This window comes from Staphylococcus sp. Mo2-1 (assembly GCF_046721385.1).
Taxonomy (GTDB): domain Bacteria; phylum Bacillota; class Bacilli; order Staphylococcales; family Staphylococcaceae; genus Staphylococcus; species Staphylococcus equorum_A.
On record NZ_JBEUUK010000001.1, the window covers coordinates 983,158 to 1,000,961 of the forward strand.

Below are 17,804 nucleotides of genomic sequence, written 5' to 3' on the forward strand. Positions count from 1 at the left end.
ATCGCTTACATTTAACTTCTTTAAAAAGCACCTATTAAGGTGTAGATAGACTATTAATTTAAATTAGAACCATGTTTTATAACCTAAATCAATTAAGTGATCACGACTTGTGATTAAGCAATCATATGGATCGGCACCGTATAATTCATCTTGCTCAACAAAGAAATATTCACTGCCACTTTCAAGGCCAGCTTCTATGATATCTCTTAAAGGTAAAGTACCTTCACCAAGTTCAGCAAATTGTGTAATCATATGTAGCATATAATATACCTTCTCAACGCCTTCTCCAGGGTATTGGTCCCAATCAATTTCACCAATACGATAATCTTTTAAGTGGATGGCACGAATGCGATTTGCATATGTTGGTATGAATTTAGCTGGGTCTATACCAAGCACGCCAAATCCAATGTACATCTAACTCAAAGCCTAAATGTTCAGTGTTATCACGCATTAAATCTAACATGAGCTCTCCATTATAACGAACGAATTCTACGTTATGCGCATGATAGTAAAGATCGATGCCATGTTCTTTTAAGCGTTTCGCATATTCCTCACATATTTCGGCAAATTTAAGCGTACTTTCTTTAGAACCCATATAGTTCATAGGAAGCATGCCAATACGTAAAATTGTACAATCTACAGCTTTACAATCTGCTACAATTTTATCAAAATCATTTTGTAATGTATCACCTGGATATTTTTGATCTTCAGAAATATCTTCGACACCACAAGACATTGCCGCGATATTCATGCCAAAATCTTTAATTGCACGTTGCATTTCAGTAATATTCTGTTCTGTCATTTCTATTTGAGATACCTCAACAGCATGGTAGCCAAGCTCGTTTACTTTATTTAAAACATTGTATATCCCATCTTCAGCTACCTTATCTTTAAGCATCATCATTTGAACTCCAATTTGTGGTTCAGTCATATAAATCATCCTTTCAATATAATATTGCTTTAGTGTTATAATTTAATTATATATTGAGTGAAAATTAACAACATTGTAAATAAAGGGAAAAAGATTGTTTTTTGAGCGGGAGGTATTTGAATGAAAGACAACGGGGATATTAAGTTTAAATTTGATTCTATTTCGTTACCTTTTGATGGAGAGTATGCGGCATGGCACAGGATAAGTGATGGTCACTTTGGCAATGAATTACATTATCACGACCATTATGAAATATTCTTCTCACTGTCAGGCAATATGCTATATACCATTGAAGGTAGAAAATATCAGCTAGACGTAGGTTCTTTATTACTCATTACACCATATGAATTTCATCAGTTAAATGAACAAATGGATGGGCATGCCGAACGTATCGGATTAAGATTTGATGAACATTTATTAGAATCTTTGTCTACAGATACATATGATTTAAGTGCATGCTTCGACACAAAATCACCAAACTTTAAAAATTTACTGCAATTGTCAGAATCACAAAAAAGAGAACTATATTATTTACTTCAGGGTTTAATTAATGAACAAAATAGTCAGAAATTTGGAAAGAAATTAGCAGAAGAAGCATTGCTCACTCAATTTTTTATACTTTTAAATAGAGTGTCAATTGCTAATGAACAAGTATCAGTGATAGATGACCCGGAATCTGAGTTAGTAAGACAAGTATTAGATTATATGGAGTTACACTACGCAGATCCTATTTCATTAGAAGATCTCGAAAAGAAATTCTATGTTAGTCGCTATAAAATTACTCAGCACTTCACTCGCCTTGTAGGCTATCCACCATATCGTTATTTATTACAGAAACGATTGCAAAATGCGCAACGTATGTTGAAAAATGGAGAAAGTCCACAACAAGTTGCCAATCAATGCGGTTTTAGCGATTATTCTAACTTTTATCGAAAATTTAAAACGTCTTATGGGTGCAGTCCACGTGATTATTATCAAAAACACGCCAAAAATTAAACTGTTTATAGAGTAGAGAAATGCCATTACTTTAGAATTGTCTCAGCTAGTGAGTCTAAAGTAATGGCAATTTTTAATGGAAAGACTGATCATGAAAAAGGTACTTAACATAATAAATAATGCATCTATGCTTTTAAAGATACAAAAATTATGTTTATGCTCAAGCAATATTCAACGGTTAGTAATCATTATTTGAATGGTCGAAAATTTAATATAATAAGCTTGTTATTGAAATAGAATAATGAACTGTAGTCATTAGAATAAATAGAAATATCGTAACTAGTATAGATTTTAAACATGAAATCTGCTGTTTTACGTGTTTAAAATCCAGAATGTTTAAATTAGTAAATAGTGGTAAGGACACTGATGCTACAAGGTTTATAGCTTTTACAACAGTATCATTACCACCTCCCTCTCGCATAAAACGTTATAACGTGTATAATGACGTTATAACGTTTTAAGACTTGGAATGAATTTTCCATGCGTTAGATTATAAAATAAAGGCGGAAAGATCTATGAAAGAAATTAATGATATTATTGCTGAAAATCTTAAGTTATATAGAAAACAAAATGGATATTCACTAGAACATTTATCCACTTTGACTGAAGTAAGTAAAACGATGCTTGGGCAAATTGAACGTAAAGAATCTATTCCATCGATTACAACATTATGGAAAATAGCTAACGGTTTAAGAGTTTCATTCTCTGAACTTACACAAGAAAATATTGAAAATATTAGAAAGATATCTGCGAATGAATTGAATCCATTAACTTCAGATGACAATAAATATAAAGTATATCCATTTTTTAAGTTTGATATTGAGAAAAAGTTTGAGAGTCATATGGTTATTATAGAGCCTGAAGGTCTTATGAAAGAATCGCCACATGGTTCTGGATCTATAGAGTACATAACGGTTTATGAAGGTACACTAACGCTTAAATTGGATGGAGATAACTATACGGTTCATAAAGATGAATCTATCCAATTTAACGCCAATATCTTCCATTTTTACTCAAATGAAAATATTTCATCAGTTCGATTTAATATGATTGTGCATTATTAATTTCTTTGCAGAAATATTTAACTTTTTCAGAGTTGTAATAAAAATATAAATTACTTTATGCTTGATCGCTCACATTGTAATTTAAGTACGATTTTGAGTTAATGTCTTATTTTGTGATCAAATATGCCTTTTTAGTTATTGTTGTTGTATATGTCCTTTTAAATGAGCATATTTTTTAAAATTCCATGTATCTGTTAAGCATAGTCAAAGACATAACTCGATTTTCTAATACTATCTATTTTTATTAAATTCATGGTTAAACTTAATAGCATTGTTGATTTTAAGCGTTGCCATAATTAGTTTAAGTATTTTTCTTCTAAGACAACGCTCAAAGGTTTCCGGTTATATTTGTTTAACGTGTGGCTTGATATTATTAATCATCGTATTTGTTTTTGGATTAGTTTTGGGGGCGTGAATACGAAGTCGAATTTTGATTTCATGTTCACGCCTCTTATTTGGATTTTAGAGTAATTAAAATTTTAAAAACAAAAAATACAACGACGCTTAGCGCCGTTGTATTGGGATTAATAAACTATTTTGTGTTGTGGATTAAGATTCTAATAGTAAATCTTCTGGATTTTCAATTAAATCTTTAATCATTTTTAAGAATCCTACTGCTTCTTTACCATCAATGATTCTGTGATCATAGCTTAATGCAATGTACATCATTGGACGGTTTTCGATTGTATCTGCATCGACAGCAATTGGACGTGTAATAATTGAGTGCATACCTAGAATAGCGACTTGGCTACCATTAATGATTGGTGTAGACATCATTGAACCAAAGATACCACCATTAGTAATTGTGAATGAACCATTTACCATATCGTCTAGGCCGAGTTTTTTATCGCGTGCTTTTTTAGCTAAATTGCCAATTTCTTCTTCGATTTCAGCAAAGTTTTTCTTGTCACAATCTCTTACGAATGGAACAAGTAAACCGTCGTCAGTAGATACTGCAACACCGATATCATAGAATTGTTTAGTAATCATATCGTCGCCGTCAATCTCAGCATTCACACCTGGGAATTTTTTCAGCGCCGCAACAGTCGCTTTTGTAAAGAATGACATGAAGCCGAGTTTAGTACCATCATGATCTTTAATGAATTGTTCTTTTTTACGTTTACGTAAATTCATTACGTTCGTCATATCGATTTCGTTAAATGTAGTTAACATAGCTGTGTTATTAGAAACTTCTAATAATTTTTTAGCAGCTGTTTTCTTACGACGAGACATTTTTTCTCTCACTACTGGTTTTGATGGATTTTGTTGTGCCGGTTTTTTCGCTTCTTCTTTAGCGGTTGGAGCTGATTGTTTTGAGCTTGCTTGATTTTGACTTTGATCAACATGTTCTTTTCTTACAACATCATTTGACTGTGTTGCTACTTCAGATAAGTCGATACCTTTTTCACGAGCATATTTACGTGCTGAAGGTGTTGCATTAACACGTTGTCCGTTGTCTTGATCTTTTTCTTCTGATTTATCATTTTGCGTTTCAGATTGTTGTGGTTGAGCTTTTTCTGATGATGAATCGTCTTTAGCGTCATCTTGTTTAGCTGGTGTTTCAGAAGCGTTGTTTCCGCTACCTTCTCCAACAACAGCGATAGATTGACCTACTTCAACTGTATCGCCTTCGTTTGCAAGTAATTCTTGAAGAACGCCTGCTTCTTCTGAAACAACTTCAACGTTTACTTTATCTGTTTCTAGTTCAACGATAGCTTCACCTTTATCTACGTTATCGCCTACTTGTTTTAACCATTCTGCAATGGTACCTTCTGTTATGGATTCTGCTAATTCTGGAACTTTTACCTCTGGCATGCTTGACTTCCCCCTAGTTAATTTTTGTACTTTGTTCGAGTATCATATTTTGAACGAGTTTGTGGATTTCACCATCACCTTCAGCCGGTGCCGAACGTTGTATACGACCATGATAACTTAAATCGTATTTATCTGTAGTTAATTCTTTTAGATAAGGATAAACAAATGACCATGCACCTTGGTTCTTAGGTTCTTCTTGTACCCAAGCTACGTTTTCTAAATTCGGCAATTCATTTAACAATGCTTCGATTTCTGTTACAGGGAATGGGTAAAGTCTCTCTACTGCAACAATTAATATAGAATCATTCGGATTTTGAGCCAAATATTCTTTTAAATCAATAAACATTTTTCCTGAAGCTAAAATAACTTTTCTTACAGTGTCTTTTTGATGTTCTTCTGGTAAAATCGCTTCAAATTTGCCCGTAGTAAATTTACTAATAGGATCTGCTACTGTTTTATTACGTAATAAGCTTTTCGGTGACATTACTACTAAAGGTCTCATAGATTCTGTACCTAATGTAGCGACTTGTGCGCGTAATAAATGGAAATAGTTACTTGAACTAGATAAATTAACGATTGTCGCATTATTTTCTCCTGCAAGTTGCAAGAATCTTTCTAAACGTGCAGATGAATGTTCTGGTCCTTGTCCTTCAAATGAATGAGGTAACAATAATGTTAAAGCGAGCACGTTCACCCCATTTAGCTCTTGAACTAAATAAGAAGTTATCAAAAATCATTTGAGACATATTTGAAAAATCACCATATTGTGCTTCCCAAATTGTCATACATGATTTATTTTGAACGTTATAACCATATTCAAAGCCAACTACTGCAGACTTCTGATAATGGTGAGTTACGTACTTCAAACGTCGCTTTTTGATCAGGTACATGATGTAACGGTGTGTACTTCTCGCCAGTCTCTGGGTCATGTAAGACTGCATGGCGGTGACTGAAAGTACCACGTTCGCTATCTTGCCCTGTTAAGCGTATTGGATTGCCATTTTGAGTAATTGTCGCAAAAGCTAATTGTTCTGCTTGAGCCCAGTCAACTAATCCATCTTCTTTTTCAAATGGCTCTCTACGTTTGTCTAATACTTTATTAAGTTTCTTCAATACATTGAAATTTGAAGGATACGTAAGCATCGCATCATTAATTTCTTTAAGTTGTTCAAAACTCAATTCAGTATCTTGGCTTTGAATTGGTTCTGCCAAGTCATCTGGTTTTTGCATATTTGGATTATCCATTTTATCATTTTTATCAATTTTGTCATGAGTCTGCTCGTAATGATTTTTGTACTTCATCCATAATATTATTCATTTGATCTTCTGTAATAATATGCTCATCTACGAGCTGTCTTCCGTATAAAAGTTCAACGGAGTCATGTTTACGTATTTCATGATATTGTAGTGGATTTGTGATTGATGGTTCATCCATTTCGTTATGACCATATCGACGGTAACCAACTAAGTCAATAACAACATCTTTATGGAATTCTTTTCTGAAAGCCATAGCAATTTCAATTGCTTCAATTGTTGCTTCAACGTTGTCTGCATTAACATGCATAATTGGCACATCATATCCTTTAGCTACATCTGAAGAATATGTTGTAGAACGACCTTCTTCAGGTTCTGTTGTAAAGCCGATACGGTTATTTGTAATAACGTGCAGAGTACCACCAGTAGAATAACCATCAAGGCTACCTAAGTTCATTGCTTCAAAATTAATGCCTTGGCCAGGATAAGTTGCGTCACCATGAATTAATATTGGCATAGATTTTTCGAATTCCGTTGTTACTGCACCAGGTTTATCTGTGTTGTCTTGTGTTGCGCGTGTTTTCCCTAAAACAACAGGTGCTACGATTTCTAAATGACTTGGGTTATTAGCTAATGAAATACGTTGTTCACTACCATATGAACGCGTCGTTTTCACGCCACCAAGGTGATATTTAACATCGCCAGACCAACCAGAAGTTAATTTTAAGCTTCCGTCTTCTGGTAAAAACTTCATTGGATCTGTGTGCATAAATTCAGAAATCATCATTTCATATGGCTTTTCTAAAACATGTGTGAGTACGTTTAATCTCCCACGGTGAGCCATACCAATTTGAATGTTTTGAATACCTTCGTCACTCGCAAGTTTTAAAGTTTGCTGTAACATTGGGACTAATGTATCTACACCTTCAATTGAAAAGCGTTTTGCGCCTACAAAGTTTTTGTGTAGATATTTTTCAAAACCTTCAACGTGGGCTAAATTTTTAAAAAGTTCGATTTTTTGATTGTCATTTAAAGTTGCTTTGTACGGTGTTTCAATTCTGCGTTTTAACCATACACGTTCTCTATTGTTGTTGATATGCGTGTACTCAAAGGCGATTGGTCCTTTGTAACGTTTTTCCATACGTACAATAGCTTCATAAGCATTGTCATAAATATCTTTGAAATGCTCTGATACGATACACTGCAGAAATAGATTCAAGTGTTTCTTTGTCTAAATTGAAATCTTCAAAGTTTAACTTTGGAACATTTTCTCTTACAGGTCTATTGACTGGATAAATATCTGCTAATAAATGCCCATATTGGCGGATATTATCTATTAAGCGCATAACACGTTTGATTGTGCTATCACCTTTAGTCACATTACTTTGACCTTCAGTATTTGTTACGATGTTAGCTTCACCGTTTTTGATTGTACTAAATAGGACTTGCAAATCTTCAGGGACTGAAGTCGGATCATTTAGATATACGTCATATAAATCTAAAACATATCCAAGATTTGCCCCGAAATTTACAGGTGCCTCGGAAACCTGTCTTTCGTTGCTCATATTACACCCTCCACAAAATAGTTGAAACGCTTACAAATCAATAATAGCATTAAACAGGCGCAAATTAAAGTACCAATAGCCTAGTTATATGAAAAAACAGAATCTAAATTAAATAGATTCTGTTACTTTTGTAATATATATAATAATGTAACGTATGTTTTGCTAAATTTAAACTTTTTTAATGCTAGATTTCACGTGTTAAAAAGTAATTTTAAAAGTAGTATATTTACCTATTTCACTTTCAACTTGTATAGTGCCATGATTCAATTCAATTATTTTTTTAGCAATAGATAGACCGAGGCCATTGCCACCTAATTTACGTGAACGTGATTTATCGACTCTATAGAAACGGTCAAAAATAAATTCAATATCTTCTTTAGGAATACCAACACCGTGGTCTGTTATCTCAATAGAAATTTGTTTGTTTCTAAGATTGGTTTGGATATGAATATGTTTGTTATGCTGATCATATTTCATAGCGTTATCAATGAAGATAATTAATATTTGTTCTAATTGGTAACGATTTATTTTAATATTAAGTGGTTTAGGATAAGCTTCAAATTCAAATTTATAGTCCTGATGTAATTGTTTTAAAGATTTTATACGAGAAGTAATTTCCTGATTAATGTCTACATTTTCGATATCTCCATCTCGACTATTATTATTATCTTTAGTGAGTAAGAGAAGCTCTTCTACTAATTTTGTAATTCTCATCATTTCTTCTAAGGAAATGTCTAAAGATTCTTCAAGTATTGTCGCATCTTTTTTCCCCAACGTTGAATTAAATTTAAGTGACCTTGGATAATTTGTAATGGCGTACGTAATTCGTGAGAAGCGTCTTCCACGAATTGTCTTTGTTGATTAAAAGATTCTTCTAATTGGAACATCATTTCGTTAAAAGTAACGATTAAATTATCTGTTTCTTCATAGTTTGTAGTTAACTCTACTTTTTCTTGGAAACCGTCTCTACGTATTTGTTGCATTTTGTTAGACATCAAAATTAATGGCTTTGTAATTTGTGATGAGAAAAAGTAACTTATAATCGCAGTGATAAACGTTGCAATGATGCCGAAAATAAGCGCAATAAAATATAAAGAATTTACGAGTGTGTTATAGCTTTCTAATGAATGGACGATTACACTATACCCTTTGAAACTTTGAGAATCGATGTGTTGCGTTATAGTCAGGTATTCCGTATTATGATGATTTTTAATTGAAGCTTGATTCGCATCTTTAGCCGCAAAATTTGGTGTGTAATTGATCGTATTATCATTTGAAGTCTCCATTAATTTGTTACCATTGTCACTATAAAGTATTACCTTTTGAAAGTTGCCTAAAGAAGCATTTAAATCTAAAGGTGTGATATCTTTCATATGCTTAGTTTCAAAAAGGTTTACAATATCTGACGAACTTCGTTCTGCCTCAGTAAATTCATTGTGACGTAAACTATTGCTTAAGAAGAATATAATAATCAAACTAAAAATAAATATTGTTGAAAACGTTATTGTTGTTGTTATCATCATCCATTTTGTTTTTAATTTTCTTTGCTTCATTGTCTAACCACATAGCCAACGCCACGAACGGTTTCGATGTATTTATCTTTACCATATGGTTTGAGTTTGTTTCTTAAATAACGAATATAAACATCAACAACATTTGTTTCAACCTCGGTATCATATCCCCAAACATCCGTGATAATTTGTTCTCTCTGCAAAACATGATTTTTATTAACAGCAAGTAAATATAATAAGTCATATTCTGTTTTTGTTAAATCTAAGGATTCGCCCTCTACAGTGACCTTAAAAGCGTCTTTGTCTATAATGATACCCTTGATATCAATGACGTTCTTTTGTGGCTGTCTACGTAGCATAGCACGTATTCTAGCTAGTAATTCTTCTATATCAAATGGTTTAACAATATAATCATCAGCGCCATAATCTAAACCTGCGACTTTATCATAGGTATCGCTTTTAGCAGTAATAATAATAATTGGCGTTGTTTGCTTTTGACGAATTTGACGGCAGATTTCTAAGCCATTGATATTTGGTAGCATCAAATCCAAAAGTATAAGATCATAGTTATTTGATAATGCTTTTTCTAAACCAGGACGTCCATCGTATTCTATATCTACAGTGTAATTTTCGTGTTCAAGTTCAAGTTCTATAAAGCGAGCAAGATTTTGTTCATCTTCTACTATTAATATTTTTGTCATAAGTTGCACCTCAAATTATATTTTAAATGATAATACACAATGTAGGAAGTTATTACTAATAATTGTATAATATTTGTTGTTTGTATACGAGGTATACTTAAACAAGTAAATCGTATTATATTCCCTCGTATTGCATTTTAAAGGTTATTAAGTCTTGATAAATATAAGAATCTATAAAAATTCTTTAATTCTAATTGACAATAATTCTCAGTATTGTATAATGTAATTGAAAATGATTATCAATTCCAAATATAAGACATTCCCCCCACACGAATTTCGATCTTATTGGATTGATCATTTTCAGAAATATCCCCTTTTATATGCCCGTAAAAGACTAACGTTGCGAGACAACGTGAATATAAAAACCGGTTTTACATTGTAAAATCGGTTTTTATAATAAATTTTGACACAAAAAGCAACAAGATTCGTTATATATCAAGTTGCTCAAAATTGAGGCAAGCCAAACGTTAATATCGACGTTTGGCTTGTTTTTTTTGCAATTCAAAATTCAAACAAGATATTTTCAAAATCATAAATAAAAAACTGCCGAAAAGTCAGTGTGAACTGCACCCAGTCAAGTAGACAACTAAATAATTGAAATTTGTTTTAGGCTGACTTCATACCTTTAGGTATGCGGTCAGCCATTTTTAATGTAATTCGATCGTTATTAAAAAAGTTTATATATTCACTTATAACTTTTTTAGCTAATTTAACAGTTTCAAATGTGTAATTTTTATTTCCTTTATAAATCTCACTTTTAATAATGCCCCAAACACCTTCCATCGGCCCGTTATCTATACAGCGACTAACACGAGACATACTCTGTATCATTTTGTTTTCATCCAATATTTTCTTGAATCTGCTATTTGTGTATTGGAAGCCTCTATCACTGTGAAATACAATACCTTGGGTATTATCAACTTGGTTAATTGCCTTTCTAAGCGTGTTGAAAACATACTCATTATTATTAGTTGTATTCATTTCATAACTGATAATCTTCTTTGAACCTAAATCGTATATAGCACTTAAATAAACTTTTTGTCCTGTTTTGGTTTTGAATTCAGTAGTATCTGTCAGCCACTTGGTATTAGGACGTGATTCATTAAACTGACGATTTAAAATGTTTTCTGCAGTAACCGTAGGTTTGCTTTTAATGTACCTCTTTTTCTTCTTACGAATAGTAGCTTTTAAATTCATTTTATTCATCAATCTATAAATACGCTTATGATTAACTGTTTTTCCTAATTTGAGGCGAATGTATATGTAGATTCGACGATAACCATAAATCCCTTTATATTTATCGTATATTGTTTGAATAGTATCCATTAAATCTAAGTTTTCCTGTTCTAATTTGCTTACTGTTCGATGAAGCCATTTATAATAACCCGATCTGGAAACTCCTAATATTTCACATGATTTTAAGATTGGATATTTGTATTTTAATGCTTCTATCGTTTTGTACGATGCCTGTTGTCTGATTTTTAATTCATCAACTCTCTTTCTATAATTTCCTCCTTTTTTAATACTTCATTTTCCATTTGTAAATATTTATTACGCTCTTTCAAAGCTTTGATTTCAGCTTTCAACACTTCTTCATCCGTCATAATTGATTTAGGTTTATGCTTACCACGACTATCAATTAGACCATCACTACCATGTTCTTTGTATTTTTTTACCCAGTTATATAGTTGACCATAGGTCACATTGAATTTCTCGGCGGTCGCCTTATAGTTCATTTCATTCGCGATATAATATTCAACAATTTCAATACGTTCATTTAAAGTTGTTTTTCTAGCCTTCATTGTATACACCTCGGATTTAGGGGAATATGTTTTGTTTTCTGTACCCTCAGTATAACGTTTTATCCAAGATCTAACAGTACCCGAACTAGGAATATTATACTTATAAGCTAAGTCATAACTTGATAATTCAGTATTGAAATATTCCTCCACAACGTTTCTTTTGAAATGTTTAGAATAGGTATTATTTTTTAAAGATGGCATTATAGATTTAATACCATTGATTTTAAAATTGCTATATTTTTCATTTAACATTGATTTACTTAAATTTATATTCAGTTCTTTTATAACGCTTGAAGCACTTACACCATTTTCCATCATTCTAAAAGCTAAAAGAAAAGTTTCTGTATTTACTTTATAAGTTTTAGACATAAAAATTCCCTCCAAAGTTTTCATTTTTTAAATGTCTACTTTGGAGGGAGCATATCAGTGACTTTTCGGCAGACTAATCAACTAGATGTAACATATATCTAGTTGATTTAGTGTTGATAAACTATCAATAAATACTAAACTTGTAGTTTATGTCTTAAAATAAGCGTTGGTAGTACCACACAGAAGGCGCCACCAATGATTCCGAGCAATGATATCAGTTGGATAGTGAACACCTAGGTATACGCGAGATGATGATATTAAAATGATAAATAATGCAGATAATCCTATCATAAATGCTTTAGATTTACCTTGTAGCACTCGATTAGCGATATACATCGTACTGCCAAAGAATGTGGCGGAGCCCATAGCATGACCACTTGGGAAGCTAAACCCAGAAATATCAATGAGCCTTAATAATGTTGGACGTTCTCTATCAAAGAGGTTCTTTAGCAAAGGATTTAAAGTCCCTGATAAACTCATTGCGATAGCAAAAAACAAAGCCTCAATATTTAATCGTTTTAGCATTAAATAAGCAATTAGTAGTAGTGACAAACAAACCATTGCCCATACTTCACCAATCTTAGTTACGCCTAAGAAGAAAGTAGTCGTAATAAAACTTTCAGAAGAATATATAAATTCGTATACTTCATTATCAATCCATTTTCCTAATCTAGATTCATGAAAGAATGCAATGATGCCAAATATTAAAGTGAAAATGATTAATAATGAAATTCGTTTCCATCGACTCATTGCATATGACCTCCCATTAGTTTAGTGCGTCATTAATAATTTTATTGAATAAATCTTGACGCGTATAGCTTTCTTTATATGTTTGCATTTGTTTAACTATTGATTCACGCTTAGCTTCAATTTCATTAAGCTGTGTGATTAATTGTGTTTCAGTTAACGTATCCTCTGGTAATGTTTTACCAAAACCTTTAGATTCAAAATTCTTAGCGTTATCAATTTGATCACCACGGGATTGATCTAAACCAAGTGGAATTAATAACATAGGAATTCTAAGTGCTAAAAATTCATAAATCGCATTTGAGCCAACACGACTAATAACCGTATCAGTAATTGCTAAAAGGTCTGTTAAATCATCTTTCACGAATTCAAATTGAATATAACCATCTTTATTTGAATATTGCTTTTCTAACAAGCCCTTACCAGTTAAATGTACAACTTGATAGTTTTCATTCAGTGCGTCTAAATTTTGTCGTATGATTTCATTTAATTTTTTACTACCTAGACTACCACCCATAACGAGCAATACTTTTTTATCATTAGTAAATTTAGTGAGTTGATATCCTCGGTTTTTATCTCCAGTTTTCAAATCTTCACGTACTGTTGCGCCGACGAAATCTGCTTTATCCTTAGGGAGATACTGCAATGTATCTTCAAAAGTAGTGTAGATTTTCTTAGCAAATTTGAGTGAAATCTTGTTAGCTAAGCCAGGCGTTAAATCTGATTCATGAATTATTGTTGGAATCTTCAAAGATTTTGCGACCATAACTACTGGCACAGATACAAAACCACCTTTTGAAAATAATAAATCAGGTTTCTCTTTCTTTAATACTTTTCTCGCATCTAATACACCTTTTAATACTTTAAATACGTCTTTTATATTGTCCCAAGAAATATAACGTCTTAATTTACCACTAGAAATTGAATGATATTTGATTTTAGGTAATTGAGATTCTATCATCTCGCGTTCAATTCCTTTTTTTGAACCGATGTAAAAGGTTTCATAACCTTCTTCCAAGGCAGTGGGTATTAAACTTAAATTGACTGAGACATGTCCAACAGTGCCTCCCCCAGTAAATGCGATTTTCGTCATATTGTAACCTCTATTCTTCTAATTTTTTATAATAGGCATAAAAGGGTTCTCCTTTATCAAAAGGAGGGTAATCAATTTCTGCCTCGCCTACTTTATTAAAGCCCAATTTATTAAACAGACCTTGTGCACGTTTGTTTAATGCAAATGTATCTGTCACTATAACGTGAATATTATCATCAAGTGCAAGGTTAACAGCAAAGTTAAATAATTGAGTAGCGACACCTTTATATGCTGATGAAACAGCAAGTCTGTGGATTACATATGCACCACTTCTGTCGATTGGCCATTCTAGTTCATCATACCACTCTGATTGTTGTTGGTCGACAACTATAAAAGCATAAATTATAGAAGTTTCTTCAAGTACATAAAGTGTTTCTTTTTGTATGTCTTCTTTGAAATGCTGCTCCAAAGGATATTGTTCATCCCATTGGTTATTATTATCTTGTTTCATGATTGCTTTAGCTTCTTTTACAATTTTTAGAACACTTGATAAATCGTTTTTGTTAGCAATTCTAATCATAGAAATAGTACCTCTCTATAGTTAATTTAATTTTTTAAGAAGATTTTGTAAAACAGTATCCTCTTTATTTGCTTTGTTGACAAGCGCTTGGGTGAATTTTTCATTTGTTTTTTTGTCGAATGTGCCATTTACTTCCAAATTATTTTCTTTTTGGAATGATTCAATAGCAGATTGCAAAGCATTATCAAATTCATTAGAATTATTATTTACTTTATGACCCAATGCAGATAATCCAACCTTCATTGTTTTAACATTTTTATCGCTATCACCCAACTCAAATGTTTTATCATTAGGTATAACATTTAATGTTTGGTATTCTGGTTCATTAATTTTTACATCCGGTTTAATTCCCTTACCATGAATGTAATGTGAATGTGGTGTTAGCCATTTCATGTTGGTGAATTTTAATAATGATCCATCGTCAAACTCATTTGTTGTTTGAACAATTCCCTTACCAAATGTTTTAGAACCATAAACCTTGGCCTTATCATAGTCTTTCATAGCACTTGTAAATACCTCAGAAGCACTTGCAGAGCCTTTATTGACAAGAATTGATACTTCCATGTCTTTAGCTTCTTTTAAAGCATCATTAGAAGCTGTAATTTCTTCTTTATGATCGCCTTTTTGAAGTTGTACAACGGTTTCACCTTTATCTATAAATATATTAGCCATTTTAATCGCTTCATCTAATAAACCACCTGGGTTATTACGTAAGTCTAAAACAATTTTACGGACGCCATCTTTATGTGCTTTGATAATTGAAGATTTTAATTCACCTGCAGTGCTATCTTGGAATTTATTGATAGTAAAGACACCTATGTCATTTTGTTTTTCATATTCAACGCTTTTCACGTGTATTTTATCACGCTCAATCGTGATATCGTGTGCCTGGTTAGCTCTTTCAATTGTTAGAGTTACATTCGTTCCTTTTTTACCGCGCACTTTATTTACAATCGCTTCCAATGGTTGTCCTTTGATAGATTTACCATCAACTTTAGTCACAACATCTTTAGGTTGTATACCTGCTTTTTCAGCTGGCGAACCTTTCATTGGACTTGTGATTTCAATTTTATTGCCTTTCTTTTGCATTTCTGCGCCGATACCTACAAAATCTCCAGAAACATCTTCATTAAAAGATTTCGTTTCTTTTTTAGTCATATAGTCAGAATATGGATCATCTAACTCTTTTACCATTCCATCAATAGCGACTTCAGATAATTTTTCTGAATCTGTCTCTTTATAATATTCATTATTTAAAGTTTTATAAACTTTTTGCACCTTTTGCATTTCTGTTCGTTGATCACTATTTAGTCCGCTTTTCCAATTACTAACGCCAATTGTTGCAAATACTGCAATGAGTGCTGTGATGATCACAGTAGCTATTATCAATAAAATGAAATGGTCTGCGTTTGAAATTTAAGAATTTAGATTTATTTTGGTGATTATTATCGTTATTACTGTCGTTACTGTTTTCCTCATGTATGTCTTTATGATCTGACATTTAATCACTTCCTACTACATATGTAAAAATTCCTATTAAAGTTTAACTAAAATAAAAAAGCTAGGATTGAACCATATTCGATTAATCCCAGCTACTTATATGACACTATAATATTTTAATATATTTGAATCTATATACACAAACATTAAGTGATTTAAAATTTTAGCCATTCTGTATATTCTTCATATAAATCATCGAACACAGCCATTGAAATGGGATAATTGCCTTGTGTCTCTATATAATCAGATATAATATGAAAATCTTTCTCTTGTCTTGGAAAAGATAAATCATCAAAAATTTCTTCTGCTAATTCACCTTTTTCGTTTTTACGACCTCTTGCCGTTAGCACAAATTGATAAAATGAATGATCTTTCATTAGTTCATTGTCACATCAACGATTTTTGTCTCGCCTTTAGTAATAGAATTTACATCTGCAACATTAAGAGATGAGGTATTATCAGAATTTGTGATAATGATTGGTGAAATTACAGATTTTGCATTTTCTTTAATATAATCTAAGTCAAAACGTAATAATGGATCGCCAACACTTACTGTATCTCCACTTTCAACTAAAACTTCAAATCCCTTGCCATCCAATTGAACTGTGTCTAAACCGATATGAACGAGCAATTCTAAACCATTATCAGCTTTTAAGCCTATAGCATGTTTAGTTGGAAATACATTATCTACTTTTCCGTCGATTGGTGATACGACTTCGCCTTCTGTTGGGTTTACTCCAAAACCTTCGCCCATCATTTTTTGTGCGAAAACTGGGTCTGGAATATCTTCAATTTTTACATATTCCCCTGTAATTGGCGCATAAATAACACTATCCTTATTGACTTCTTTACCTTTGCCGAATAATTTTTTAAACATATCTTGTTCGCTCCTTATTTTTCAAAATGTGATATTAAATCTTCATAGCCTAATTCTTCAAGCTTTTCGAAAGGAATAAATTGAACTGCTTGCGGAATTAATACAATATCTTAAACCGCCACTTTCTTTCGGTCCATCATTAAATACATGACCGAGATGACTGTTTGCATCATCTGAACGTACTTCTGTACGTACCATGCCGAAAGTTTTATCTACAAGTTCAACAACTTCTTCATCATCTAGAGCTTTAGAAAAACTAGGCCAACCACAATCTGATTCAAATTTTTCTTCTGAGGTGAATAAAGGTTTTCCTGAAATTTTATCGACATAAATACCTTTTTCATAATGGTTCCAGTACTCATTTTGGAATGGAGGTTCTGTTCCATTTTCTTGTGTAACTAGGTATTCCATTTCATTTAAACTATCTTTGCTTTTTTTAATCATTTTGTTCCCCCCAATGTTTTTCTATAAATGCTTTACGTCCTGATCCACGTTGATATTGCTCATAATGCAATGGATTTTTTTTATAATAATCTTGATGTTGTGATTCAGCAGGATAAAAGTTTTTATATGGTTTGATGGGTGTAATTACAGGATTATTAAAAATAGCCTGTTCATTTAATTGCTGTATTTTTGCTTCTGCGACTTTCTTTTGTTCTTCATTGTGATAAAAAATGGCTGGTTCGTAGTGTTCACCACGATCAAAAAATTGGCCACCATTATCAGTTGGGTCAAATGTTTTGAAATAAACATCTAAAATATTTTCGAAGGAAGTGATTTCAGAGTTATATGTGATTTGTACTGCTTCTACATGACCAGTTTGATTCGTACTTACACTTTCATAAGTAGGATTATCCAAGTGGCCACCACTATAACCAGAAACAACATTTTCGATACCTGGATAAGAAGTAAAAGGTTTAACTAAACACCAGAAACAACCGCCGACTAATGTCGCATAAGCCATAATATACCTCCTATATCTATTTTGTCATAAAGTTACCATTATTTTAAGAGATATGCTATCAAATTGTTTATAAATAATATAAGGACTGTAAATTT

The 17,804-nt window shown here is 32.2% G+C and carries 16 protein-coding genes and 5 pseudogenes; 2 read left to right on the forward strand and 19 right to left on the reverse strand.

Annotation, left to right across the window (positions count from 1 at the left end):
* Positions 1 to 63 precede the first annotated feature (63 nt).
* Positions 64 to 414 (reverse strand): hypothetical protein, encoded by a 351-nt coding sequence (locus tag ABLV95_RS04930; protein WP_460876551.1) that lies wholly within the window; start codon positions 412 to 414, stop codon positions 64 to 66.
* Complete coding sequence (locus ABLV95_RS04935) at positions 374 to 931, reverse strand: sugar phosphate isomerase/epimerase family protein (protein WP_460872646.1); 558 nt, start codon at positions 929 to 931, stop codon at positions 374 to 376. Before ABLV95_RS04935 ends, ABLV95_RS04930 begins: the two co-directional genes overlap by 41 nt.
* A 120-nt stretch (positions 932 to 1,051) precedes the next feature.
* On the opposite strand from ABLV95_RS04935, the gene ABLV95_RS04940 reads away from it, so the two are divergent.
* Together ABLV95_RS04940 and ABLV95_RS04945 are read left to right on the forward strand one after the other, a co-directional pair.
* Positions 1,052 to 1,927 (forward strand): AraC family transcriptional regulator, encoded by an 876-nt coding sequence (locus ABLV95_RS04940; RefSeq protein WP_046465324.1) that lies wholly within the window; start codon positions 1,052 to 1,054, stop codon positions 1,925 to 1,927.
* 515 nt (positions 1,928 to 2,442) lie between these two features.
* Entirely contained in the window at positions 2,443 to 2,991 is a 549-nt protein-coding gene (locus tag ABLV95_RS04945; RefSeq protein ID WP_427704446.1) for a helix-turn-helix domain-containing protein, read from the forward strand.
* A gap of 549 nt (positions 2,992 to 3,540) precedes the next feature.
* Here the strand turns inward: ABLV95_RS04945 and sucB are convergent.
* The 17 genes and pseudogenes from sucB to msrA form a co-directional block, all read right to left on the reverse strand.
* Entirely contained in the window at positions 3,541 to 4,806 is a 1,266-nt protein-coding gene (gene sucB, locus ABLV95_RS04950) for a dihydrolipoyllysine-residue succinyltransferase (protein ID WP_460876552.1), read from the reverse strand.
* A 13-nt stretch (positions 4,807 to 4,819) separates the two neighbouring features.
* Positions 4,820 to 5,308, reverse strand: coding sequence for a hypothetical protein (locus ABLV95_RS04955; RefSeq protein ID WP_460876740.1), 489 nt, complete (start codon positions 5,306 to 5,308; stop codon positions 4,820 to 4,822).
* An 18-nt stretch (positions 5,309 to 5,326) separates the two neighbouring features.
* Positions 5,327 to 5,735: pseudogene (locus ABLV95_RS04960) on the reverse strand (hypothetical protein); the annotation flags it as partial.
* Positions 5,623 to 6,108 carry a hypothetical protein gene (locus ABLV95_RS04965; protein ID WP_460876553.1) on the reverse strand — a complete coding sequence of 162 codons (486 nt, stop codon included), beginning with the start codon at positions 6,106 to 6,108 and terminating at the stop codon, positions 5,623 to 5,625. The pseudogene ABLV95_RS04960 and the gene ABLV95_RS04965, both read right to left, overlap by 113 nt.
* Complete coding sequence (locus ABLV95_RS04970) at positions 6,074 to 7,201, reverse strand: thiamine pyrophosphate-dependent enzyme (protein WP_460876554.1); 1,128 nt, start codon at positions 7,199 to 7,201, stop codon at positions 6,074 to 6,076. Before ABLV95_RS04970 ends, ABLV95_RS04965 begins: the two co-directional genes overlap by 35 nt.
* 25 nt (positions 7,202 to 7,226) lie before the next feature.
* On the reverse strand, positions 7,227 to 7,625 hold the full coding sequence (locus ABLV95_RS04975; protein ID WP_460876555.1) for a 2-oxoglutarate dehydrogenase E1 subunit family protein: 399 nt from the start codon (positions 7,623 to 7,625) through the stop codon (positions 7,227 to 7,229).
* A 198-nt stretch (positions 7,626 to 7,823) separates the two neighbouring features.
* Positions 7,824 to 9,178: pseudogene (locus tag ABLV95_RS04980) on the reverse strand (ATP-binding protein).
* On the reverse strand, positions 9,175 to 9,837 hold the full coding sequence (locus ABLV95_RS04985) for a response regulator transcription factor (protein WP_069815636.1): 663 nt from the start codon (positions 9,835 to 9,837) through the stop codon (positions 9,175 to 9,177). Before ABLV95_RS04985 ends, ABLV95_RS04980 begins: the two are co-directional and overlap by 4 nt.
* Before the next feature lie 606 nt (positions 9,838 to 10,443).
* Positions 10,444 to 12,032 (reverse strand): IS3 family transposase gene (locus ABLV95_RS04990; RefSeq protein ID WP_460876556.1). Its coding sequence is split into 2 segments (ribosomal slippage): positions 10,444 to 11,328 and positions 11,331 to 12,032, totalling 1,587 coding nucleotides; the frame shifts between segments, so codons are not numbered across the junction.
* Between the two features lie 110 nt (positions 12,033 to 12,142).
* Positions 12,143 to 12,758 (reverse strand): annotated as a pseudogene (locus ABLV95_RS04995) (phosphatase PAP2 family protein).
* Between the two features lie 16 nt (positions 12,759 to 12,774).
* Positions 12,775 to 13,848, reverse strand: a complete 1,074-nt coding sequence (locus ABLV95_RS05000; protein ID WP_460876557.1) for an undecaprenyldiphospho-muramoylpentapeptide beta-N-acetylglucosaminyltransferase — start codon at positions 13,846 to 13,848, stop codon at positions 12,775 to 12,777.
* A gap of 10 nt (positions 13,849 to 13,858) precedes the next feature.
* Entirely contained in the window at positions 13,859 to 14,368 is a 510-nt protein-coding gene (locus tag ABLV95_RS05005; protein ID WP_460876558.1) for a GNAT family N-acetyltransferase, read from the reverse strand.
* Positions 14,369 to 14,389: 21 nt separating this feature from the next.
* Positions 14,390 to 15,869, reverse strand: a pseudogene (locus ABLV95_RS05010) (S41 family peptidase).
* A 154-nt stretch (positions 15,870 to 16,023) separates the two neighbouring features.
* Positions 16,024 to 16,245, reverse strand: a complete 222-nt coding sequence (locus ABLV95_RS05015) for a YozE family protein (RefSeq protein ID WP_046465334.1) — start codon at positions 16,243 to 16,245, stop codon at positions 16,024 to 16,026.
* Positions 16,245 to 16,745 (reverse strand): PTS sugar transporter subunit IIA, encoded by a 501-nt coding sequence (locus tag ABLV95_RS05020; protein WP_046465335.1) that lies wholly within the window; start codon positions 16,743 to 16,745, stop codon positions 16,245 to 16,247. Before ABLV95_RS05020 ends, ABLV95_RS05015 begins: the two co-directional genes overlap by 1 nt.
* 14 nt (positions 16,746 to 16,759) lie before the next feature.
* Positions 16,760 to 17,189, reverse strand: a pseudogene (msrB, locus tag ABLV95_RS05025) (peptide-methionine (R)-S-oxide reductase MsrB).
* A complete protein-coding gene (gene msrA / locus ABLV95_RS05030) occupies positions 17,182 to 17,709 on the reverse strand; it encodes a peptide-methionine (S)-S-oxide reductase MsrA (RefSeq protein WP_460872651.1) in 528 nt (175 codons plus the stop codon). The pseudogene msrB and the gene msrA overlap by 8 nt, the downstream one beginning before the upstream one ends.
* Positions 17,710 to 17,804 lie beyond the last annotated feature (95 nt).